We start from the raw sequence: 19,979 nt of genomic DNA on the forward strand, positions 1-19,979 counted from the left end.
GCGAACGAGCAACATGGCGGGATGGTTCCATGACCTACAATCTTTCTTCGATCATGTCGGAAGCTTGGGCCATTGCGCGCCGGTTCAAGGGCAATGGCGAGACGCTGCGGGCGCTACTGGCCCGGGCGCTTAAGAGTGTCTGGTATCGCGCCAAGGTCGAGGTGCAGCGTGCGCGTCAGGCCGCCCAGCGCGCCCTTGCCGCCGCTGTTCAGGTTGGGGCGATGACCTTCGAGGCGCTGGCGGAATGGGCATTCGTCATTGAGTGCAAGGACCGGCTGACCTCTGCCGACTATGACCAGCTTGACCAAATCCGGCGTGAGATGGCGCGCCGGGAGAACTGACCGAAGCGGCTGCTACGCCGCTACTTCCGCTACAACCGCTACAAGGGAGAACCCACATGAACGCGAGAACCGCGACCGATACCGGCTTGTCAGCTTGTCGGCTTCACGAAATCCACGATTGCCTTGCGCTGGCGCTCGATGCCAGCGAGCACGACAGGGGCTATACTGAGGCCGAGGCAGAGGCCCGGGGCTATGTACGCGCCGCGCTGCGCCAGACCCTCAAGCTGATGGAGGTCCAGCAATGAGAGCGTCCGAAATCTTGCAGTTCAACGGAGATACCCGCGAGGCAGCCGACGGTATCGCCCGTCACGTCCATGCGATTATCCGGGTTGCCCGGATGGCGCTTGAGAATGAGACCAGCGGCGACTTCCAACACCGCGAAGCCTATGTCGCCGATGCTCTGGAGATTGCCGAGTGCCTGATGGACATCGTGTCCGATGGTGTCGAAGGGCTGGCGCGTGAGACAAAGCGTGGAACGTGGCGCAGATTCTACGGGGAAGATGCAGCATGAGCGCCCGACTTCTCGAATACATCGCCAATCAGCAATGCATGGCAACCCGGCTTGTCGGCGTGCTAGAGGCGCTGCAAGTGCTCGACAATGAGAACGTCGCGCAATCAGCCCAATCCTTGCTGATTGAAGTGGCCTATGGCATGGCCGACGAACTGAACCGCGCCCTAGATAGCGTCAGTCTGCCGGACTGACGACGGCGAGGTTTTCCCCGAAGCGGGGGAAATCTGAGCCCGGCCCAGCGCGGGGCTTTGCCTTTGCGGGAGCTGGGGGCAGCTCGGCCACAGAGGGCGGGCAGGCTCAAATCCAACAACTTGTTGGCTTTACCACCGGATCTCTGGGCCTCCCTTAATGCCGTTCGCGCGCCTGCCGCCAACCATCCGCGCAGCGCGGCCGGGGTGAACCCCAGCGTTCGCACTTTTTGAGTCGCCCTATGCGCTGGGCTGATCCTGATCGGGGCCGAACTTAGCGACCGTTGCGACCGTCGAGCGAGAGGGCTCCGGGGCCGGTCGTCACGAGGGCGAGGAACACGAAACAGAATAGAATCGCGGCATCGCCACCGTTCGCGACGGGAAAGAAGCTCTTCGGCGCATGGGCCATGAAATAGGCGAAAGCCATGTGACCAGAGAGGATGAAGGCCACCGGGCGGGTGAAGAAGCCAAGCACGATGAGCGCGCCCCCGACCAGTTCCAAGAGACCGGAGACAAGAGTCAGACCGGCAAGACTGGCGGGACCGTCAATCGGGAAACTGAAAAGCTTCTGCGTGCCGTGCTCAAGGTAAAGTAGGCCTGCGACGATCCGCAGGAGCGCAATAGTATAGGGCTGAAAGCGGTTTAAGGTATTGGTCATAGATGCCTCATTGGGATTCGTGAGCGTTCCTGACCCTTGTCCCAAAAGGAGATCGGGACAAGCTACAACTCGCCCAGCCTGCATCATGCAGCACAATGCGCGTGCATGGCGATGAGGTGATACTGGTTAGCGCGAGAACGCATCAATCAGGTTGAGAACCGCCAAAATCTTCCGCGTGCCACTATCGACACGGTAGATCTGGTTATCGTCACGGTAATAGTCCCAGCCCCGGCGTCGTTCGAGGTCATAGCGGCGCGGGTCACGGATCACGACATAATCTCTGGTCCGCAGGATGTCACCAACGCGACTGCCATAGTGAGGCGCATATTTCTTGGCTTGTCCCGGAGGCATGCACGGCGGGTTCTTCTTCGCAAGTCCGGGCGGGCAGTCCGCGCGATAGCCAATGCGAGGAGAGCGACGGTCGTCACGTCCATGACCGGCCCGTTGGCCACCGTGGTTCTTCCAGCCTTTGCCATTGCCCGGATCGGCAAAAGCAGGCGACAGGCTCGTGGACAGCCCCGCCAGCGCAAGAATAGGGAGAATGAGGATTCGCTTCATGATGCGCTCCAAAGCTTGATTTGCCCAACCTATACGCGAAGGCAGAAGGAGAGGTTGCGTCACGAAAACAGGATGGGCGACGGATCGCCGATGAAGTGATATGCCCCGCGCTTCACCAATGCGCGGGCTGCGGAGCAGAAGTAGCGGATGTAGCGGCGTAGCAGGGAAGGTGCGGGAAACGCTACATTCGCGAGATGTTAAAAAGGTGATGCAGTGGCGCAACGCAACCCGTCGCAATCAAGCGCAAACAAGAAGGCGGGCGCGTAGGCGGGTAAGACTCGCCAATGACGAAATTATCTAATGATTTCAAGGATAGATGGCGGAGAGGGTGGGATTCGAACCCACGGAACCCTTGCAGGCTCAACGGTTTTCGAGACCGCCCCGTTCGACCACTCCGGCACCTCTCCGCGCTTGTTTTGGTGTGGTGGAGCAGCGTTTAGACGGGCAGGGGTTGAAGCGCAAGAGGGGTTGAGCGAGAAATTCGAAAAAAGGCAAGGAGAAGGCAAGCCGATGTTCAGGCTCATCCGCACCGCCCCGCTCGTCGCCCTGTTGGTGGCGTTTTCCGTTCCGGTTTCCAGCCCTGCCCAAGAGGCGGGGGCCCACGTCGTATCCCCGGCCGATCAGACGCTGGCGCATGAAATCTACCGCGTGCTGCATCTCGATGAGGTCGTCGGCGTCATGGCCGAAGAGGCGATTGCCGGGGCCGCGCCCGAGGACAGCAACCAGATGAGTGCGGAGGAGCAGCGCGCCTGGCTTGAGACCCTGCGCCGGGTCAATGCGCCCGACAAGATGCGGCGGCTCATGCAAGAGCGGCTGGCAGAGACGGTCGGGCAAGCCGATCCGGCCTTGATCCGGCGGGCTTTGCTTTTCTACAGCACGCCCTTTGGCAAGCGGGTGATCGGGCTTGAGATCTCGGCTCGCAGCGCGATGCTCGCACCCGGAGCGGAAGAGGCGGCGCGCGAGGCCGCGCGGCAGGCAACCCTTGCCGACACGCCCCGAGCGGCGAAAATCCAGACGATCATCTCTTCGGGCGGGTTGGTCGATCGCAATGTGGTGAGCAGCCTCAATTCGGTCATTGCCACCCATCGCGGCTTTACCGATGGCGCGGGCGAGGGCCGCGAGGATGATGCGGCGACCGCGGATGCCTGGGCGCAAGAGGGCGAGATCCGGGCCGATGTGGCGGATTGGCTGACCGGGCTGCTGTTTCTTGCTTATGGGCCGCTCGATGATGCCGAGCTCGCGCAGATCGCGAGCTTCGTCGGCTCTCCCGAGGGGCGCGAGCTGATGGATGTGCTGGACAAAGCCTATGACGGGATGTTTGAGCAGATGTCATATGAGGCGGGCTTTCTGGCCGCCGGGCAGATTGCAGGTGCCGAATTATGACCCTCGTGACCGGGCCGCTGGCCCATCCGGCGATGTTGGCCGCTTTGGGGCTGGCGGGCACGCCCGTCGTTTTGCAGGGCAAGCTTGCGGGCGGGGCCGAAGCGGGGATCGTGGCCGGCGATTGGCCGCAGCTGGTCGAGGGTGCGGGGGAGGTTGCGGCGCTGCGGGTGGTGCCGACCCCGGCTTTGCACCGCTACGCCGAGATCATGCAGGCCACGCCACGCGTGCTGCAAGGTGAGACCGTCCTCGGTCTCGCGGCCGACGAGCACGGGGCGGGGCAGGCCGCCGATCAGCCTCAGAGCTGGCCCGCTGCGGATTGGCCCGCGGCCTTGGCGGCCGGGATCGCCGCGCGGCTGGTGGCGCTTGGGCCCGAGCGTCCGGCGCAGGCGATCCGCGCCCGTCTGTCCCGGATCGGCGAATGGGTTGCGGCGCAGCTGCGCGCGGCGGACGAGCATCCCGCACCGGTTGGTCCCGCGACAGAGCCCCGGCTTGAGGTCTTGTCGCGCGACGAGCCCTATCAGCATTTCTTCGCGGTCGAGCATGTGCGGCTGGTGCATCGGTTGAATTCGGGCGGTCTCTCGGTGCCGCTCGACCGGGCGGTCTTTGTGTCGGGCGATGCGACCGTGGTGCTGCCCTGGGACCCGCTGCGCGACCGCGTCCTTTTGATCGACCAGTTTCGCGCAGGCCCCGCCGTGCGCGGCGATCGCGAGCCTTGGCTTTACGAGACCGTGGCCGGGCGCATTGATCTGAACGAATCCCCCGAAGACGCCGCCCGACGCGAGGCCTATGAGGAGGCCGGGATCGCGCTGCGCGCGCTTGTTCCGGGCCCGCATCATTACCCGAGCCCGGGCGCGATGGCGGAATATCTTTACCTCTTCATCGGCATTGCCGATCTGCCGGATGGGGTCGCGGGCATTGGCGGGCTGGCCTCGGAAGGCGAGGACATCCGCTCACATCTGGTTGAGCGCGCGACGTTTTTGCAGATGATCCGGCGGGGCGAGATCCGCAACGGTCCGCTGCTGGTTTTGGGGCTTTGGCTCGATGCCGAGGCGGCGCGGTTGCAGGCTGAATACACGGGCTAGCGGGTCGTTATTGGGCCCATCCGCCCTTGTCGCTCTCGGCGAGGCGCGTATAACTTGGGCCAGTTCTTCGCGAAAGGCCATGCTTATGCGTATCTGCCCTGATCTTGCCGCCGCCATTGGCAATACCCCTTTGATCAAGCTTCGCCATGCTTCCGAAGCGACGGGCTGCACCATTCTGGGCAAAGCCGAATTCATGAATCCGGGCCAGTCGATCAAGGACCGCGCCGCGCTTTACATCATCAAGGATGCGATCGCGCGCGGCGATCTGAAGCCCGGCGGCACGATTGTCGAGGGCACGGCGGGCAATACCGGGATCGGGCTTGCGCTGGTGGGGGCCTCGATGGGCTTTCGCTCGGTCATCGTCATCCCCGAGACGCAGAGCCAGGAAAAGAAGGACATGCTGCGCCTTGCTGGCGCCGAGCTCGTCGAGATCCCGGCCGCGCCCTATCGCGATCCGAACAACTATGTCCGCTATTCGGGCCGTCTGGCCGAGAAGCTGAAACTGACCGAGCCGAATGGCGCGATCTGGGCTGACCAATTCGACAATATCGCCAACCGCGAGGCCCATATCCAGACCACCGGCCCCGAGATCTGGGAACAGACCGGCGGCAAGGTCGATGGCTTCATCTGCGCGGTGGGCTCTGGCGGGACGCTGGCGGGGGTCGCCATGGCGCTCCAGCCCAAGGGCGTGAAGATCGGTCTGGCCGATCCCGAGGGGGCCGCGCTTTATTCGTTCTACACCACCGGCGAATTCGACAGCCCCGGCTCGTCGATCACCGAGGGGATCGGGCAGGGGCGTATCACGCGCAACCTCGAGGGCTTCACCCCGGATTTCAACTATCGCATCCCCGATTCCGAGGCGCTTCCGGTGATCTTCGACCTTCTCGAGCATGAGGGGCTGTGCCTCGGCGGCTCGTCGGGCGTCAATATCGCGGGCGCGATCCGCATGGCGCGCGACATGGGCCCGGGCCATACGATCGTGACGGCTTTGTGCGATTCCGGCACGCGCTATCAAAGCAAGCTCTTCAATCCCGACTTCCTGCGCGCGAAGAACCTGCCGGTGCCGAAATGGCTGGAGCGCAAGCCCGCAGATATCCCCGCCGTCTTCGAGGATTGATCTTCATGCGTCGTCTTGCTGCTTTCGCCGTCGCTGTCTTCTTCACGCTGACTTCGCTGGTCGCAGCCCAAGACACGCCACAACCAGACTATACGGCCTGGGAGAAACTTGCCTCTCAGGCCGAACAGATCCTGCAATCGGGACAGGCCAACGATGCCCGGCTCGAAGCGATCCGCGCCGAGGTCGTCAAATGGCGCGATCAATTCCGCGCAGCCGAGGGCACCAATGCCACCCGGATCTCGACGCTCAAGGATCAGATCAATGCGCTCGGGCCGCCGCCCGCCGAGGGCCAGACCGAATCTGACGATCTCGCGACCCGCCGCAAAAGCCTGAACAGCCAGCTTTCCGAATTGCAGGCGCCCGGCCTCACCGCCGTCGAGGCCTTTGGCCGCGCCGATGGTGTCGTCCAGCAGATCGACAAGACCCAGCGCGAGCGTCAGGCGACCGCGCTGCAACGGCTTGCGCCGACCCCGCTGAACCCCAAGAACTGGGCCCCTGCCTTGCAAGAGGGCTATCAGGTCGTCGCCGGGATCTCGAATGAGGTGATGACCCGCTTTCAGACGCAGGGCGGCTGGCAGGGCGCGCGCGACTGGGCGCCGAGCGTCGCGATCATCCTGCTAATCGCGGTTCTGCTGCTGAGCAAAGGGCGGCGTTGGATCGATTCGCTGCCCTCGCGTCTGTCCGCGCGCGCAAGCGAGCGCACACGCGCCGCGCTCGATTTCGCGGTCTCGCTCGGTCAGATCCTCGTGCCGCTGATCGGGGTGATCCTGCTGGTGGCGGCGCTGATTGTCACCAATCTCTTCGATCAATGGGGCCTGCCGATCCTCTTTGCCTTGCCCGGCGCGGGGCTCGCCCTTTTTGGCGCGATCTGGATCAGCCGCAGGCTGTTCCCGGCTCAGCCCGGCGCGCTGCCGATCTCGCTGCCGCTGCCGGAAAAGCCGCGCGCACAGGCCCGGATCAATGGCTCGTTCCTCGGCGTCGCGCTGGCGCTGCATCAGGTCTTTGGCTCGGCGATCCTGCCGCTGTCGAGCTTCTCGGGCAAAACCTCGGCGGATGAGCGCATCCCGCTGCAAATCACCGATGCCTCGGCGGCGGTCTGGCACCTGCCGATCATCTGCCTTGGCGCCTATTTCCTCTTCCGCTTCTCCAGCGTGCTGCGCCATCTGCCGCGTTATGACAGTTCGGAAAACCCGCCCTACCGGCTGAGAATCGGCGCGATCATCGGCAGCGCCGGGCGGCTGGTCGCTCTGGTCGCGCCGGTTCTGGCCGCTATCGGCTTCGTGGCCGGCGCGAATGCGCTGCTCTGGCCGATGATCATGACCATGGCGCTGATCGGGCTTTTGATCCTCTTGCAGGATTTCATTGCCGATCTTTATGCGATGGCCAAGGGCGGCGACAAATCGGCGCGCGACGGGCTGGTGCCGGTGCTGGTCGGATTCGCGCTGGTCTTAGCCTCGGCACCGCTTTTCGTGCTGATCTGGGGCGCGCGCACCGCCGAGCTCAGCGAGTTCTGGAGCAAGATGAAACAGGGCGTGGCCTTTGGCGGCGTCCGGATCTCGCCGACCGGGATTTTTGCCTTCGTCGCGATCTTCCTGATCGGCTACAGCATCACCCGCGCCATTCAGGGCGCGTTCCGCTCGACCATCCTGCCCAAGACCAAGATCGACGCGGGCGGGCAGAATGCCATCGTCTCGGGGCTGGGCTATGTCGGGGTGATTCTGGCGCTGATGCTGGCGGTGACCAGCGCGGGCGTCGATCTGACCTCGCTCGCGCTCTTTGCCTCGGCGCTGTCGGTCGGTATCGGTTTCGGTCTTCAGAACATCGTGTCGAACTTCGTTTCGGGCATCATCTTGCTGATCGAGCGCCCGATTACGGTCGGCGACTGGATCGAGGTCGGCGGCAAGCAGGGCATCGTCAAACGGATCTCGGTGCGCTCGACTCATATCCAGACCTTCGACCGGACCGAGGTGATCGTCCCGAACTCGGATTTCGTCAGCCAATCGGTGACGAACTGGACGCGCAACAACCTTTCGGGGCGGATCATCGTGCCGGTCGGCGTGGCTTACGGCACGGATACGCGCAAGGTCGCGCGGGTCTTGGCCGAGATCGCCGAGGATCAGCCGACGGTGCTGATCACGCCGCCGCCCTCAGTCGTTTTCAAGGGCTTTGGCACCGATGCGATGAATTTCGAGATCCGCGCGATTGTCTCGGACATCAACGGCGGCACTGGCGTCGTCAGCGAGATCAACCACCAGATCGCCGCGCGTTTCGCGCAAGAAGGCATCGAGCTGCCCTTCCCGCAGCGCGACATCTGGCTGCGCAATCCCGAGGCTCTTGGCACCGCGCCCGAGCTGGAAGCCAAGGCCGCGCCCGAGAGTGGCGATGCGCAAGAGGTCCGCGACGAGGCGCCGCAAGCGCCCGATGCGACACCCGCCGGCACCGATCATGATGACGGGGCCGCAGGCGAGAATGCAGGCTACGGCGAAAGGTTCGAGCGCGACTAGGTGGGTCGGGACTGTGCGGGGCTGTGCCGGGTGGGGCTGAAGCGGTCTGAGCTGCGGCTCGAAGGTGCAGCACGGGCCACGAAACCCGGCGCGCAGCAGCCCCGGCCTAGATCACCTCAGCGCAGATCACGCGGCGCAGCGAGCTCGGCCTCACGGGCGGCCGCCTGATCTTCCTCGCCCAAACCGTCCTCGGCAAAGCCCTCACGCGACAGCAGGATCGCCAAGGGATGCAGCCAGGGGATATGGGCGCTGATGATCATCACCGCCGCCATGATCGGCACCGAAAGAAACATCCCCGGCAGCCCCCAGACCGCGCCCCAGACCGCCAGCGACAGCACGATCCCGAAAGAGGACATGCGCAGCGTCTGACCGAGCAGCATCGGCTCGATGATATTGCCGATGAGGAATTGGATGACCGAACAGGCAAGCCCGACCGCCGCAGTCTCGCCGGGGCTCGCGGTCTGGGCCAAAGCCAGCAGGACCGTGACCACTGTCGCCACGATCGGGCCGATGGTCGGGATGAAATTCAAGATGAAGGTGATCATCGCAATCGGCCCGGCCAGATCGAGCCCCGCCACCCGGAAGACCAGCCAGACCAACGAGGCGGTCGCCGCGCTCAGGGCGGTCTTGACCACAAGATAGCGGTTCACCCGGCGCATGATCGAAAAGATGATCGCCCGGACTTTGCGCGCCTGTTCGGGGCTGCCCGCCAAGCGCTCGATCTTGATCGGAAACCAGACCCGTTCGGTGAACATGAAGCCGACATACAGCAGTACCATGACCGCCCCCGAAATCATATTCGAGGTTTGCGAGGCCAGCGAACGGATCCAACCAGTCAGGTTGATGCTGCTCACAAAGGTCTCGGTCACGGTCTGAGCCTTGGGGCCCATCCATTCGATCAGATCGGGGATCAGCTTTTGAACGCGCTCGGAATAGCTGATCGCGGTCGAGACGATTTCGTTGATCTGCGACACCACCGTGGTGGTCAACCACAACAGCCCGACCGCAATCACCACAAGCGCCAATGTCGTCGCAAGCCAGGTCGGCACTTTCAGCCGGTTGAAGGCGGTGATCGCATCCGAGGTCAGCGAAAAGATGATGATCGCGATGGTCAGCGTGATCAGCAGAAACTTCGCCTGCACCAGCAGGAAGAGGATCAGAGCAAAGGCAACAACGCCCAGAAAGCCAGTCTGAAGCCGCTCGCGCAGCACCGGATCTCGTGACTCCACCTTGCCCTCGCTCTGATCCAAATACCTATGCGGCCTTACGCCTCGGCGTCATCCTCGCCGTTCTCGGCAATCCGGGCAACCGAAACCACCTCTTCCCCGGCGGCGGTGTTGAAGACGCGCACGCCTCCGGCCGAGCGGGAGCGGAAACTGATGCCATCGACGGGAACGCGGATCGATTGACCGGTCGAGGTCGCGAGCATGATCTGATCGTCACGCTCGACCGGGAAGCTGGCGACCAAGGGCCCGCCGCGCATTGCCTTGTCCATGGCCATGACGCCTTGGCCACCGCGACCGCGCACCGGATAATCATGGCTCGACGAGATCTTGCCCTGACCGCGCGAGGTGATCGTCAAGATCGCATCCTCGGCCGCCGACATTTCGGCGTAACGCTCTTGGGTGATCGCGGCATCGGCGATGTTTTCCTCGTCCTCATCGGCCTCGGCACCGTCGTCAAGCGCGCCTTCAACCGCACGGCGCATCTTGAGATAGGCGGCGCGTTCGGCGGGATCGGCCTCGAAATGGCGGATGACCGACATCGAGACGACCTTGTCGCCGCTGGCGAGACGGATGCCGCGCACCCCGGTCGAATCGCGGCCCTTGAAGACGCGGACATCGGTGGTCTGGAAGCGAATGGCGCGGCCAAGCGCGGTCACCAGCATGATATCGTCGGTTTCGGTCGCCATGCGCACGCCGATCAGCTCGACCCCTTCAGGCAATTTCATCGCAATCTTGCCGTTCGATTTCACATTGGTGAAATCGGACAGAGCATTGCGGCGGACATCGCCTTCCGAGGTCGCAAAGATCGTCTGGTAATTGTCCCATTCGAGCTCGGGCGCATCCACCGGCATCAGCGCGGCAATCGAGACGCCGGGATCAATCGGCAGGATATTGACGATGGCCTTGCCCTTGGCGGTGCGTCCGCTCAGCGGCAGACGCCAGGTCTTCAGCCGGTAGACCATGCCATCGGTGGTGAAGAACAGAAGCTCGGTATGGGTGTTGGCGACGAAGAGCGTGGTGACCACGTCATCTTCCTTGGTCGCCATGCTCGACAGACCCTTGCCGCCGCGCCGTTGTGCGCGGAATTCGGCCAAAGCGGTGCGCTTGATATAGCCGCCCGAGGTGATCGTCACGACCATATCCTCGCGCTCGATCAGATCCTCGTCGTCCATATCGCCCGACCAATCCGAAATCTCGGTGCGGCGGGGAACGGCGAAGAGCTCTTTCACTTCGGTCAGTTCGGCCGAGATGATCGCCATGATCCGTTCGCGCGAGGCGAGGATCGCCAGATATTCGCGGATCGAATCGGCCAGCTCTTTCAGCTCGTCGGTGACTTCCTTGACGCCGATCTGGGTCAGGCGCTGCAGGCGCAACTCGAGAATGGCGCGGGCCTGGGTTTCCGACAGGTTATAGGTGCCGTCGTCATTGACCGGATGTTTCGGATCGTCGATCAGCTTGAGGTAATCGACGATCTCATGGGCGGGCCAGCGCCGCGCCATCAGCTTTTCGCGCGCTTCCGCCGCATCAGCCGAGGCGCGGATTGTCGCCACGACCTCGTCAACATTCGAGACCGCAACCGCGAGACCGCAGAGGATATGGCTGCGCTCGCGCGCCTTGCGCAGCTCGAAGGCGGTGCGTTTGGCCACGACCTCTTCGCGGAAGGCGATGAAGTTCGTCAGGAAGTCGCGCAGGGTCAGCTGCTCGGGGCGGCCGCCGTTCAGCGCCAGCATGTTCGCGCCAAAGCTCGTCTGCATCGGCGTGAAGCGGAAGAGCTGGTTCAGCACCACCTCGGCGGTCGCGTCGCGCTTGAGGTCAATGACCACGCGCACGCCGACCCGGTCGGATTCGTCTTGCACATGGGCAATGCCTTCGATGCGCTTTTCCTTGGCGAGCTCGGCGATCTTTTCGATCATCGTCGCCTTGTTCACCTGATAGGGCACTTCGTCGATGATGATCGACTCGCGGCCATTGCGGCCCTGTTCGATCCGGGTCTTGGCGCGCAGGATGATCGAGCCGCGCCCTTCAAGATAGGCTTTGCGCACGCCCGAGCGGCCAAGGATGATGCCGCCGGTCGGGAAGTCGGGGCCGGGCACGATCTCCATGATACGCTCGGAGGAGAGGTCCGGGTTCTCGATCAGCGCAAGCGCGGCGTCGCAAACCTCGCCGAGGTTATGGGGCGGAATGTTCGTGGCCATGCCGACGGCGATGCCGCCTGCGCCATTGACCAGCATGTTCGGGAAGCGCGCGGGCAGAACCGTCGGCTCGCGGTCCTTGCCGTCATAGTTGTCCTGAAACTCGACGGTTTCCTTCTCGATATCGGCGAGCAGGAAATTCGCGGCCTTCTGCATCCGGACTTCGGTGTAGCGCATGGCTGCCGCCGAGTCGCCGTCCATCGAGCCGAAGTTGCCCTGACCATCGAGCAGCATCAGCGACATCGAGAAGGGCTGCGCCATCCGCACCAAGGCGTCATAGATCGAGGCGTCGCCATGCGGGTGATATTTACCCATCGTGTCGCCGACCGGACGCGCCGATTTGCGGTAGGGCTTGTCGGCGGTGTTGCCGGTTTCGTGCATCGCGAAGAGGATGCGGCGATGCACCGGCTTCAGGCCGTCGCGCAGATCGGGGATCGCGCGGCTGACGATGACCGACATTGCATAGTCGAGGTAGGCGGTGCGCATCTCATCCGAGATGTTCACCACCGGACCATCATGCGCCATCACCGCACGTTCGCCGCCATCTTGGGCCGCAGCCGTGGTCTCGGTGTTGCCGTCGTTGTCGTTTTCCGGAGTGTCAGCCACAGGATCGCCTCAAGATATAGTTGCCCTGTGGTATACCGCCCACCGGCCTTGGGTGCAATCGCGGCGGACGGCGCGCCGGGTCATTTCGGCGCGGAAAGCGCCGAAACCTGCCAAGAAAACCATAAAAAGCCGGGAAGGCGCGGCTCAGGCGCGGCGGAAGACCGACCCGGCCCAGATCCCCGAGAGCACCGCCGAGCAGATCGCGTTCCAGCCCGCCATGGAAATGCCGAAAAGGCTCCACGCGGCTTCGTCGCACCGCACCACCGGCGCGGCTTGCAGCTGGGCCATGAGGTCGTTTGCCGACATCGTGGTCATGCCCGAGATCCCGCCCGAGCAATGGCTCGGCCCCTGCCAGAGCTTCAGCTCGACCCCGGTGTGGAAAATCGCGAAGGCCACGGCGGTCAGCGCGGCGAGCAGGCCCAAAACGGCCAATCCGCGCTTCCAGCCAAAGGCCCAGATGCCAAGGCCAAGCACAGCCGCCGCAAGATGGGGCCAGCGCTGCAGGATGCAGAGCTCGCAAGGCGCATAACCGAAATGCTGGAAGGTCAACGCCGCCAGCAAAAGGGCCGCAGAGCCCGCTCCGGCCACACCGGCCAATTGTCTGTTTGTCAATCCGCTCATGATGTCCGCCTATGCTGGCACCTGCGCTGCGGCAAGTGCCAATTGCGTGATCTTAATGGGGTTTCCAGGTGATGACGCGGTAAAGATAGACCGCGACCACGATCACGACGATGGCTTTCGAGATCGGGTCGATCCAATCCGCGACCAAGGCATATTGGCTTTGCAGCAGGTAGCCTGCGACCGCCAGCATCGAGGTGCCGATCAGGCTGCCAAGCGTGGTATAGAACAGAAAGGTCCAGATCGGCATCCGGGCAAAACCCGCGGGTACCGAGATCAGCGTGCGCAGCGTCGGGATCAAGCGCCCGATAAACACCGCCATGCCGCCGTAGCGCAGGAACCAGCGATGCGCCTTGTCGATATCGGATGGCGAGAGCGTCAGCAGCCGGCCATGGCGCGCGGCAAAGCGCTTGAGCCGCTCCTCGCCGATCCAGAGACCGATGTAATACCAGAAGGTCGTGCCGATCACCGAGCCGACGGTGCCGATCAGGATCACCAGCGCCGGATTCATCTGACCGCTGGCTGCAAGAAAGCCCGCCAGCGGCACGATCAGCTCGGACGGGATGGGCGGGAAGACGTTTTCCAGAACCATCAGAAAGAACAGGCCGGAATAGCCCCATTGTTCAATCGTTGACAGAATCCAGTTAAACATCGCCACCCCCTGATTTCACTGAGGCTTTGCTGGCCATTGGCTGGGGAACTGTCAAGTCTTCTCATTGGTTGAACACGATCCGGATTGGGATCAATCTGGCGGTGGCAACAAGCTCGGAGGGCAGGCCCGATGGAATGGCGTGGACGCCGCGAAAGCGGGAATGTTGAGGACCGGCGCGGGATTGGCGCTGGCGGGGCTGGGGGAATCGGCGTCGTCGGCATGTTGGTCGTGTTGGCGGTCGGGTATTTCTTTGGCATCGACGTTTCGCCCATCGTGGGGGCGGTCGATCAGGGATCACAATCCGGCGAGTCGCGTCCCCTGACCCAGCAGGAACAGGAAATCGGCCAATTCGCCCGGGTCGTGCTGGCCGATACCGAGGATGTCTGGACCAAGGTCCTGCCCGATCAGACCGGCGTGACCTACCGCGATCCGACTCTGGTTCTGTTCTCGGGTGTGGTGCAATCGGCCTGCGGCGGCGCCTCGGCGGCGATGGGGCCGTTCTATTGCCCGAATGACCAGAAGCTTTACCTCGACACCGATTTCTTCCGCATCATGCAAGACAAGATGGGGGCGGGCGGAGATTTCGCCTATGCCTATGTCATCGGCCATGAAATCGGCCACCATGTCCAGAATCTGATCGGCATTCTTGGCAAGGTGAATGCGGTGCGTCAGCGCTCGGATGAAACCACCTCGAACCATCTATCGGTGCTGACCGAATTGCAGGCCGATTGCTTTGCCGGGGTCTGGGCCCATTACGCCGACAAGCAGCTTGGCGTGGTCGAGGCTGGAGACGTCCAGAACGCCATCCGCGCCGCTGGGGCGGTGGGCGATGATGTGCTGATGAAGCAGGCCGGGCGCGTGCCCATGCCCGACAGCTTCACTCATGGCTCGGCTGCCGACCGCCAAAGCTGGCTGATGCGCGGCTATAAATCGGGCCAGATGAGCGACTGCAACACCTTCGGCAATGCCGGAATGTGACGCGCCGCGCGATGAGTCAGATCAGGGCCGGATCGCGCGCATCCCGCGCGGCCGGTCCATGGTCGCCCAATCCGGCCAGAAGCCGAAATGCTGCAGCCCGACGATCGCAAGGCAGATCGCGATCACGACAAGGACGAGGATCACCCGCTTCTCGCTCGGCGGGTTTCGCGCCCATTGGACGGCCCTGAGTAACCAGTTGAGGTTGTTCATGACCCCGATCTCCTGCTAGTTCTTCCATTCAACTTGGACGACAGACGGACAACGACCTTGCCTCATCACAGCGACAGACGCATCGTCCCCTATAGCGCTTCCCAGATGTATGATCTTGTCGCGGATGTTGAAAGCTATCCGCAATTTTTGCCGTGGAATTCAGCCGCCCGCATCCGCTCGCGCCGCCCCGGTCCCGGCCCAGAGGCCAGCGAGGTGATCGAGGCCGATCTGGTGATCTCGTTCAAAGTCTTCCGCGAGCGGTTCGGCAGCCGGGTGACGCTGTGGCCCGAGGCTAAGAAGATCGATACCGAATATCTCGACGGGCCGTTCAAATATCTGAAAAGTGGCTGGGTTTTTAAGGATCTCGCGCCGGGGCAGGGGTCTGAGGTCGAATTCTTCGTCGATTTCGAATTCAAGAATGCGATTCTCGGCAAGGTCATCGGCGTGGTCTTCGGCGAGGCCATGACCCGGATCGTGCGCGCCTTTGAAGAGCGGGCGAAGAAGCTTTACGCCTGAGCGCGGCTTTTTGGCGTCTCAGGGCCCTGAAATGACAACAGCGCGGAGGATCTCCGCGCTGTCTTCGTTCTGAGGCGTGCCGCTTTGGCTCAGCGGCGACCGGCGTCCAGCGCATCCTCGAAGGTGCGCAGCCCCGTGGTCGGCGCCTGAACCAGAACCGCCATGTTCCCCGGCTTGTGCTGGTTTTTATACATTTTCATATGCGCATCCGGGATCTCTGCCCAAGGGAAGACTTCGGACATGCAGGGGTCAAGACGACGCTCCAGCATCAGCTTGTTGGCCGAGGCCGCCTGTTTGAGATGGGCGAAGTGGCTGCCCTGCAGGCGCTTCTGGTGCATCCACATGTAACGCACGTCGAAGGTGCAGTTGAAACCGGTGGTGCCCGCGCAGATCACGACCATGCCGCCTTTTTTGCAGACGAAGGTCGAGACTGGGAAGGTCGCCTCGCCGGGGTGTTCAAAGACGATATCGACGTTGTTGCCCTTGCCGGTGATGTCCCAGATCGCCTTGCCGAAGCGGCGAACCTCGTTGAACCAGTCCTTATATTCCGGCGTGTTGACCGTCGGAAGCTGGCCCCAGCATTTGAAGTCTTTGCGGTTGATGACGCCTTTTGCCCCGAGGCTCAGGACGAAATCGCGCTTGTCCTCTTCCGAGATCACCCCGATCGCATTGGCCCCGGCGGTGTTGATGAGCTGGATCGCATAGGAACCCAGACCGCCCGAAGCGCCCCAGACCAGCACGTTCATGCCGGGCTTCAGCTCATGCGGCTCGTGGCCAAAGAGCATCCGGTAGGCGGTGGCGAGCGTCAGCGTATAGCAGGCCGATTCTTCCCAGGTCAGATGGCTCGGGCGACGCATGAGCTGCTGGGCCTGCACGCGGGTGAATTGCGCGAACGAGCCGTCCGGCGTCTCATAGCCCCAGATGCGCTGGGTCGGCGAATACATCGGATCGCCGCCGTTGCATTCCTCGTCATTGCCATCGTCCTGGTTGCAGTGGATCACGACCTCGTCGCCCACTTTCCAGTTCTTGACCTTGTCGCCCACCGCCCAGACGATGCCCGAAGCATCCGAGCCCGCGATGTGATAGGGCTGGCCATGGCCGTCGAAGGGGCTGATCGGCACGCCGAGACCGGCCCAGATCCCGTTGTAGTTAACGCCCGCCGCCATCACGAGAACCAGAACCTCGTTCGAATCGATGCTCGGGGTCTCGACGACCTCGATTTGCATCGCCTTGTCGGGATCGCCGTGACGCTCGCGGCGGATCGCCCAAGCATACATCGATTTCGGCACATATCCGAGCGGCGGCATCTCGCCGATCTCGTAAAGATCCTTTTCGGGCGCGTCATAGGGCGCAATCGGGGTGGGTTGGTCCAAGGCCATCTCAATCTCCATTGCCGCGTTGCAGAATCGGCGAATGGCTCAGACTTAGAAGCGGCTGCGCAACATTGCAACACCGATGAACGTATTATTGAAACAATATGACCTTTGTGATTAATTGCGCTTATCCCGGAGGCCGGGATTTGCCTAAAAATCGGGCAGATGCCGCTTTTCACCCTTTCGCCGCTGCCTGCCGAGCTAAACAGCCAGCAGATGCTGCGTCCATTGGACGAAGGTCAGGCGTGATCGCGCGCGGGAATCGGGCCAAACTGAGGTCTGGTTCTGCGCTGCGGCGAATTGACAGGGTTCTTATGTGTCCCTATCAAGTCTCAAACAGCAATTTTCTTGCTAGGAGAAGAGAAGATGGCCGAAAAGGACAAACCCTGGCTGTTCCGCACCTATGCGGGTCATTCGACGGCGAAAAAGTCGAATGAGCTCTATCGGAGCAACCTTGCCAAGGGGCAGACCGGCCTCTCCGTCGCCTTCGATCTGCCAACCCAGACCGGCTATGACAGCGACCATGTTCTCGCGCGCGGCGAAGTTGGCAAGGTCGGCGTGCCGGTCTGCCATCTCGGCGATATGCGGGCGCTCTTCAACGAGATCCCGCTTGAGCAGATGAACACCTCGATGACGATCAATGCGACCGCGCCTTGGCTCTTGTCGCTGTATATCGCGGTCGCCGAAGAGCAGGGCGCCGATGTCCGGCAGCTTCAGGGCACGGTGCAGAACGATCTGGTGAAGGAATATCTCTCGCGCGGGACCTATATCTGCCCGCCCAAGCCCTCGCTGACCATGATCACGGATGTCGCGGCCTATACCCAGCAGCATCTGCCGAAATGGAACCCGATGAACGTCTGCTCCTACCATTTGCAGGAAGCAGGCGCGACGCCCGAGCAAGAGCTCGCCTATGCGCTGGCGACCGGGATCGCGGTTCTCGACGATTTGAAGAAAAAGGTCGCGGAAAAGGACTTCCCGAATATGGTCGGGCGGATCTCTTTCTTCGTGAATGCGGGCATCCGTTTCGTCACCGAAATGTGCAAGATGCGGGCCTTCGCCGAGCTTTGGGACGAGATCACGCTCGCGCGCTACGGCATCGAAGAGGAAAAATACCGCCGCTTCCGCTATGGCGTTCAGGTGAACTCGCTTGGCCTGACCGAGCCGCAGCCCGAAAACAACGTCTATCGCATTCTTTTGGAAATGCTCGCGGTCACGCTGTCGAAAAACGCCCGCGCCCGCGCGGTGCAGCTGCCCGCCTGGAACGAGGCGCTTGGCCTGCCGCGCCCCTGGGACCAGCAATGGTCGCTGCGGATGCAGCAGATCGTCGCCTATGAGACCGACCTGCTCGAATTTGGCGATCTCTTCGACGGCAACCCGGCGGTCGCAGCCAAGGTCGAAGAGCTGAAGAACGGCGCGCGCGCCGAACTCGAGCTGCTCGACAGCATGGGCGGCGCGATTGCGGCCATCGACTATATGAAAGGGCGGCTCGTCGAATCGAATGCCGAGCGCCTGAACCGGATCGAGACCAAGGAAACCGTCGTTGTCGGCGTCAACCGCTGGACCGAGGGCGAGCCCTCGCCGCTCACCGCGGGCGATGGCGGCATTATGACCGTCGATCCCGGCGTCGAGGACGAACAGATTTCGCGCCTCAATGCCTGGCGCGCCGAGCGCGATGATCTCGCCGTGGCGACTGCGCTTGAGAAGCTGCGCGACGATGCGGCGGCGGGACGCAATGTCATGCCCGCCTCGATCGCGGCGGCGCGGGCCGGGGCTACGACCGGCGAATGGGCGGGCATCATGCGGTCGGTCCATGGCGAATATCGCGGCCCGACCGGCGTCTCATCGAGCCCCTCGAACCGCACCGAGGGCCTTGAGCCGATCCGCGAAGCGGTCGATGCCGTCAGCCAACGTCTTGGCCGGCGCCTGAAATTCCTCGTCGGCAAGCCGGGCCTCGATGGCCATTCGAACGGCGCCGAGCAGATCGCTTTCCGCGCCCGCGATTGCGGCATGGACATCACCTATGAGGGCATCCGCCTGACCCCGGAGCAGATCGTCGCGCGCGCCCGCGAAGACGATGCCCATGTCGTCGGCCTCTCGATCCTCTCGGGCTCGCATCTGCCGCTGATCGAGGACACGATGAACCGGATGCGCGCCGAGGGACTCTCGCATATCCCCGTCGTCGTCGGCGGTATCATCCCCGATGAGGATGCCGAAAAGCTGCGCGCCATGGGGGTGGCACGGGTCTACACGCCCAAAGATTTCGAGCTCAACCGCATCATGATGGATATCGTGGCGCTGGTCGATCAGGATCAAGCGGCCGCCTGAGCGCAGCCCCCCAGGGGAGGGCCACACCCTCCCTCATCCTCCGCGTCGCAGACCCAGCGCCGCATCTCGCCGAAAGATCCCGCCGCCGCCCGCTCGTTCTGGCGCTGTCTTTCATGCAAAAATATCCCCGCCGGAGGCATCCTGACCTTGCCACGGACCCAAGCGATCCGCTGCGGGCGCGGCCAAGCCACCAATCCTCACCCCCAGACCCGGCGAAGCCGCGCGGCAAGCGTCTCGGCGGCGCGCGCCACCACAGGGTCGCGCAGGGTCAGGCGATCGACGACCAGCCACATGCTCACCTCCCAGCCGTCGCTTGGCGTGGGGATCTCGATCAGATCTGCATAGTAAAGCAGCGCCGAGGCGGGCAGGAAGCCAAGGCAAAGCCCAGAGTGAATCGCGATGCGATGGGTGATCTCGCAATCGCTGCGCAGGGCGCGATGCGGCTCGGGCAGGGTCTGGGCCAGCCATTTCTCCCAAGGCGTGCGGCTTTGCTGCTGGTCATGGGTGACAAAGCCATAGCGGCCAAGATCGGCCATCGAGGCGGGCATTCCCATCCGGCCAAGGTAGCTCGCCGAGCCGAAGAGACCGAAGCGCAGCCGACCAAGCTCGTACACCTCGGCCGCGTCGAGCATCGGGCGGGGGCCGCCGCGAATATGCAGACAAGGCGCGCCCGGTGTGATCGGGGCGACGGTCATTTCCGCGACATAGCGCAGGGTCAGGCGCAAGGCCTCGGCCTGCGGGTCTTCGCTTATTCCGCCGAGCAGCGGAATAATGTAATCGGCAACCATCGGCACTGAATTGATGGTGATTTCGCGGCAGGGGCTGGCGGGCACCATCTTGTCATTCCGGGTCGTTCTTCCTGGCCTGACCATGGCATAGCAGCCGTGAAGATCGGATTAACGGGCGGGCTCTGGCAAGATTGGCGCAGCCTCCCTTGACTT

The 19,979-nt window shown here is 63.0% G+C and carries 20 protein-coding genes and 1 tRNA gene; 11 read left to right on the plus strand and 10 right to left on the minus strand.

Going from position 1 to position 19,979, the window contains the following annotated elements; genetic code table 11:
- Window positions 1–29 precede the first annotated feature (29 nt).
- From JCM7686_RS04965 to JCM7686_RS04980, 4 genes are read left to right on the plus strand one after another with little or no spacing between them, the layout of a single operon-like run.
- Window positions 30–341 (plus strand): hypothetical protein, encoded by a 312-nt coding sequence (locus JCM7686_RS04965; protein WP_020949766.1) that lies wholly within the window; start codon window positions 30–32, stop codon window positions 339–341.
- A gap of 56 nt (window positions 342–397) precedes the next feature.
- Entirely contained in the window at window positions 398–586 is a 189-nt protein-coding gene (locus JCM7686_RS04970; RefSeq protein ID WP_020949767.1) for a hypothetical protein, read from the plus strand.
- Window positions 583–852, plus strand: a complete 270-nt coding sequence (locus JCM7686_RS04975; protein ID WP_020949768.1) for a hypothetical protein — start codon at window positions 583–585, stop codon at window positions 850–852. The genes JCM7686_RS04970 and JCM7686_RS04975 overlap by 4 nt, the downstream gene beginning before the upstream one ends.
- Window positions 849–1,043 (plus strand): hypothetical protein, encoded by a 195-nt coding sequence (locus JCM7686_RS04980; protein WP_020949769.1) that lies wholly within the window; start codon window positions 849–851, stop codon window positions 1,041–1,043. The genes JCM7686_RS04975 and JCM7686_RS04980 overlap by 4 nt, the downstream gene beginning before the upstream one ends.
- 271 nt (window positions 1,044–1,314) lie before the next feature.
- Here the strand turns inward: JCM7686_RS04980 and JCM7686_RS04985 are convergent, their stop codons facing one another.
- The 3 genes from JCM7686_RS04985 to JCM7686_RS04995 all read right to left on the minus strand — a co-directional run bounded on the left by JCM7686_RS04985 (window position 1,315) and on the right by JCM7686_RS04995 (window position 2,663).
- Window positions 1,315–1,698 (minus strand): DoxX family protein, encoded by a 384-nt coding sequence (locus JCM7686_RS04985; protein WP_020949770.1) that lies wholly within the window; start codon window positions 1,696–1,698, stop codon window positions 1,315–1,317.
- Between the two features lie 126 nt (window positions 1,699–1,824).
- Window positions 1,825–2,256, minus strand: coding sequence for a hypothetical protein (locus JCM7686_RS04990; RefSeq protein ID WP_041527605.1), 432 nt, complete (start codon window positions 2,254–2,256; stop codon window positions 1,825–1,827).
- Window positions 2,257–2,573: 317 nt separating this feature from the next.
- Window positions 2,574–2,663, minus strand: a tRNA-Ser gene (locus JCM7686_RS04995).
- A 103-nt stretch (window positions 2,664–2,766) separates the two neighbouring features.
- Between JCM7686_RS04995 and JCM7686_RS05000 the strand changes: the two genes are divergently transcribed.
- The 4 genes from JCM7686_RS05000 to JCM7686_RS05015 all read left to right on the plus strand — a co-directional run bounded on the left by JCM7686_RS05000 (window position 2,767) and on the right by JCM7686_RS05015 (window position 8,342).
- Entirely contained in the window at window positions 2,767–3,639 is an 873-nt protein-coding gene (locus tag JCM7686_RS05000) for a DUF2059 domain-containing protein (protein WP_020949772.1), read from the plus strand.
- Window positions 3,636–4,721 carry an NUDIX domain-containing protein gene (locus tag JCM7686_RS05005; RefSeq protein ID WP_020949773.1) on the plus strand — a complete coding sequence of 362 codons (1,086 nt, stop codon included), beginning with the start codon at window positions 3,636–3,638 and terminating at the stop codon, window positions 4,719–4,721. Before JCM7686_RS05000 ends, JCM7686_RS05005 begins: the two co-directional genes overlap by 4 nt.
- 85 nt (window positions 4,722–4,806) lie before the next feature.
- Window positions 4,807–5,838, plus strand: a complete 1,032-nt coding sequence (locus JCM7686_RS05010; protein ID WP_041527139.1) for a cysteine synthase A — start codon at window positions 4,807–4,809, stop codon at window positions 5,836–5,838.
- Window positions 5,839–5,843: 5 nt separating this feature from the next.
- Window positions 5,844–8,342 (plus strand): DUF3772 domain-containing protein, encoded by a 2,499-nt coding sequence (locus JCM7686_RS05015; protein WP_020949775.1) that lies wholly within the window; start codon window positions 5,844–5,846, stop codon window positions 8,340–8,342.
- Between the two features lie 116 nt (window positions 8,343–8,458).
- Here the strand turns inward: JCM7686_RS05015 and JCM7686_RS05020 are convergent, their stop codons facing one another.
- The 4 genes from JCM7686_RS05020 to JCM7686_RS05035 form a co-directional block, all read right to left on the minus strand.
- Window positions 8,459–9,571, minus strand: coding sequence for an AI-2E family transporter (locus JCM7686_RS05020; protein WP_020949776.1), 1,113 nt, complete (start codon window positions 9,569–9,571; stop codon window positions 8,459–8,461).
- A 35-nt stretch (window positions 9,572–9,606) separates the two neighbouring features.
- Entirely contained in the window at window positions 9,607–12,366 is a 2,760-nt protein-coding gene (gyrA, locus tag JCM7686_RS05025) for a DNA gyrase subunit A (protein ID WP_020949777.1), read from the minus strand.
- Window positions 12,367–12,510: 144 nt separating this feature from the next.
- Window positions 12,511–12,987: a disulfide bond formation protein B gene (locus JCM7686_RS05030; protein ID WP_020949778.1), complete on the minus strand. Its 477-nt coding sequence runs from the start codon at window positions 12,985–12,987 to the stop codon at window positions 12,511–12,513.
- Window positions 12,988–13,039: 52 nt separating this feature from the next.
- Entirely contained in the window at window positions 13,040–13,636 is a 597-nt protein-coding gene (locus JCM7686_RS05035; RefSeq protein WP_020949779.1) for a DedA family protein, read from the minus strand.
- 129 nt (window positions 13,637–13,765) lie between these two features.
- Between JCM7686_RS05035 and ypfJ the strand changes: the two genes are divergently transcribed.
- Window positions 13,766–14,614: a KPN_02809 family neutral zinc metallopeptidase gene (gene ypfJ, locus JCM7686_RS05040; RefSeq protein ID WP_020949780.1), complete on the plus strand. Its 849-nt coding sequence runs from the start codon at window positions 13,766–13,768 to the stop codon at window positions 14,612–14,614.
- 21 nt (window positions 14,615–14,635) lie between these two features.
- Here the strand turns inward: ypfJ and JCM7686_RS05045 are convergent, their stop codons facing one another.
- Complete coding sequence (locus JCM7686_RS05045) at window positions 14,636–14,824, minus strand: hypothetical protein (protein ID WP_020949781.1); 189 nt, start codon at window positions 14,822–14,824, stop codon at window positions 14,636–14,638.
- A gap of 57 nt (window positions 14,825–14,881) precedes the next feature.
- Here JCM7686_RS05045 and JCM7686_RS05050 point away from each other — a divergent pair, with 57 nt between their 5' ends.
- On the plus strand, window positions 14,882–15,340 hold the full coding sequence (locus JCM7686_RS05050) for a type II toxin-antitoxin system RatA family toxin (protein WP_041527140.1): 459 nt from the start codon (window positions 14,882–14,884) through the stop codon (window positions 15,338–15,340).
- 89 nt (window positions 15,341–15,429) lie between these two features.
- Here JCM7686_RS05050 and ccrA read toward each other — a convergent pair whose 3' ends face one another.
- A complete protein-coding gene (gene ccrA / locus JCM7686_RS05055; RefSeq protein ID WP_020949783.1) occupies window positions 15,430–16,719 on the minus strand; it encodes a crotonyl-CoA carboxylase/reductase in 1,290 nt (429 codons plus the stop codon).
- Window positions 16,720–16,992: 273 nt separating this feature from the next.
- On the opposite strand from ccrA, the gene JCM7686_RS05060 reads away from it, so the two are divergent.
- Window positions 16,993–19,038: a protein meaA gene (locus JCM7686_RS05060; RefSeq protein WP_084621028.1), complete on the plus strand. Its 2,046-nt coding sequence runs from the start codon at window positions 16,993–16,995 to the stop codon at window positions 19,036–19,038.
- A 197-nt stretch (window positions 19,039–19,235) separates the two neighbouring features.
- Here JCM7686_RS05060 and JCM7686_RS05065 read toward each other — a convergent pair whose 3' ends face one another.
- Window positions 19,236–19,874, minus strand: a complete 639-nt coding sequence (locus tag JCM7686_RS05065) for a LysR substrate-binding domain-containing protein (RefSeq protein ID WP_041527141.1) — start codon at window positions 19,872–19,874, stop codon at window positions 19,236–19,238.
- Window positions 19,875–19,979: the final 105 nt, after the last annotated feature.

This window comes from Paracoccus aminophilus JCM 7686 (assembly GCF_000444995.1).
Lineage (GTDB): Bacteria > Pseudomonadota > Alphaproteobacteria > Rhodobacterales > Rhodobacteraceae > Paracoccus > Paracoccus aminophilus.

Excerpts from the sequence above, each read along its gene's own strand:
- JCM7686_RS04965 (WP_020949766.1), top strand. The coding sequence starts at position 30 with ATGACCTACAATCTTTCTTCGATCATGTCGGAAGCTTGGGCCATTGCG.
- JCM7686_RS04970 (WP_020949767.1), top strand. The coding sequence starts at position 398 with ATGAACGCGAGAACCGCGACCGATACCGGCTTGTCAGCTTGTCGGCTT.
- JCM7686_RS04975 (WP_020949768.1), top strand. The coding sequence starts at position 583 with ATGAGAGCGTCCGAAATCTTGCAGTTCAACGGAGATACCCGCGAGGCA.
- JCM7686_RS04980 (WP_020949769.1), top strand. The coding sequence starts at position 849 with ATGAGCGCCCGACTTCTCGAATACATCGCCAATCAGCAATGCATGGCA.
- JCM7686_RS04985 (WP_020949770.1), bottom strand. The coding sequence starts at position 1,698 with ATGACCAATACCTTAAACCGCTTTCAGCCCTATACTATTGCGCTCCTG.
- JCM7686_RS04990 (WP_041527605.1), bottom strand. The coding sequence starts at position 2,256 with ATGAAGCGAATCCTCATTCTCCCTATTCTTGCGCTGGCGGGGCTGTCC.
- JCM7686_RS05000 (WP_020949772.1), top strand. The coding sequence starts at position 2,767 with ATGTTCAGGCTCATCCGCACCGCCCCGCTCGTCGCCCTGTTGGTGGCG.
- JCM7686_RS05005 (WP_020949773.1), top strand. The coding sequence starts at position 3,636 with ATGACCCTCGTGACCGGGCCGCTGGCCCATCCGGCGATGTTGGCCGCT.
- JCM7686_RS05010 (WP_041527139.1), top strand. The coding sequence starts at position 4,807 with ATGCGTATCTGCCCTGATCTTGCCGCCGCCATTGGCAATACCCCTTTG.
- JCM7686_RS05015 (WP_020949775.1), top strand. The coding sequence starts at position 5,844 with ATGCGTCGTCTTGCTGCTTTCGCCGTCGCTGTCTTCTTCACGCTGACT.
- JCM7686_RS05030 (WP_020949778.1), bottom strand. The coding sequence starts at position 12,987 with ATGAGCGGATTGACAAACAGACAATTGGCCGGTGTGGCCGGAGCGGGC.
- JCM7686_RS05035 (WP_020949779.1), bottom strand. The coding sequence starts at position 13,636 with ATGTTTAACTGGATTCTGTCAACGATTGAACAATGGGGCTATTCCGGC.
- ypfJ (WP_020949780.1), top strand. The coding sequence starts at position 13,766 with ATGGAATGGCGTGGACGCCGCGAAAGCGGGAATGTTGAGGACCGGCGC.
- JCM7686_RS05045 (WP_020949781.1), bottom strand. The coding sequence starts at position 14,824 with ATGAACAACCTCAACTGGTTACTCAGGGCCGTCCAATGGGCGCGAAAC.
- ccrA (WP_020949783.1), bottom strand. The coding sequence starts at position 16,719 with ATGGCCTTGGACCAACCCACCCCGATTGCGCCCTATGACGCGCCCGAA.
- JCM7686_RS05065 (WP_041527141.1), bottom strand. The coding sequence starts at position 19,874 with ATGGTGCCCGCCAGCCCCTGCCGCGAAATCACCATCAATTCAGTGCCG.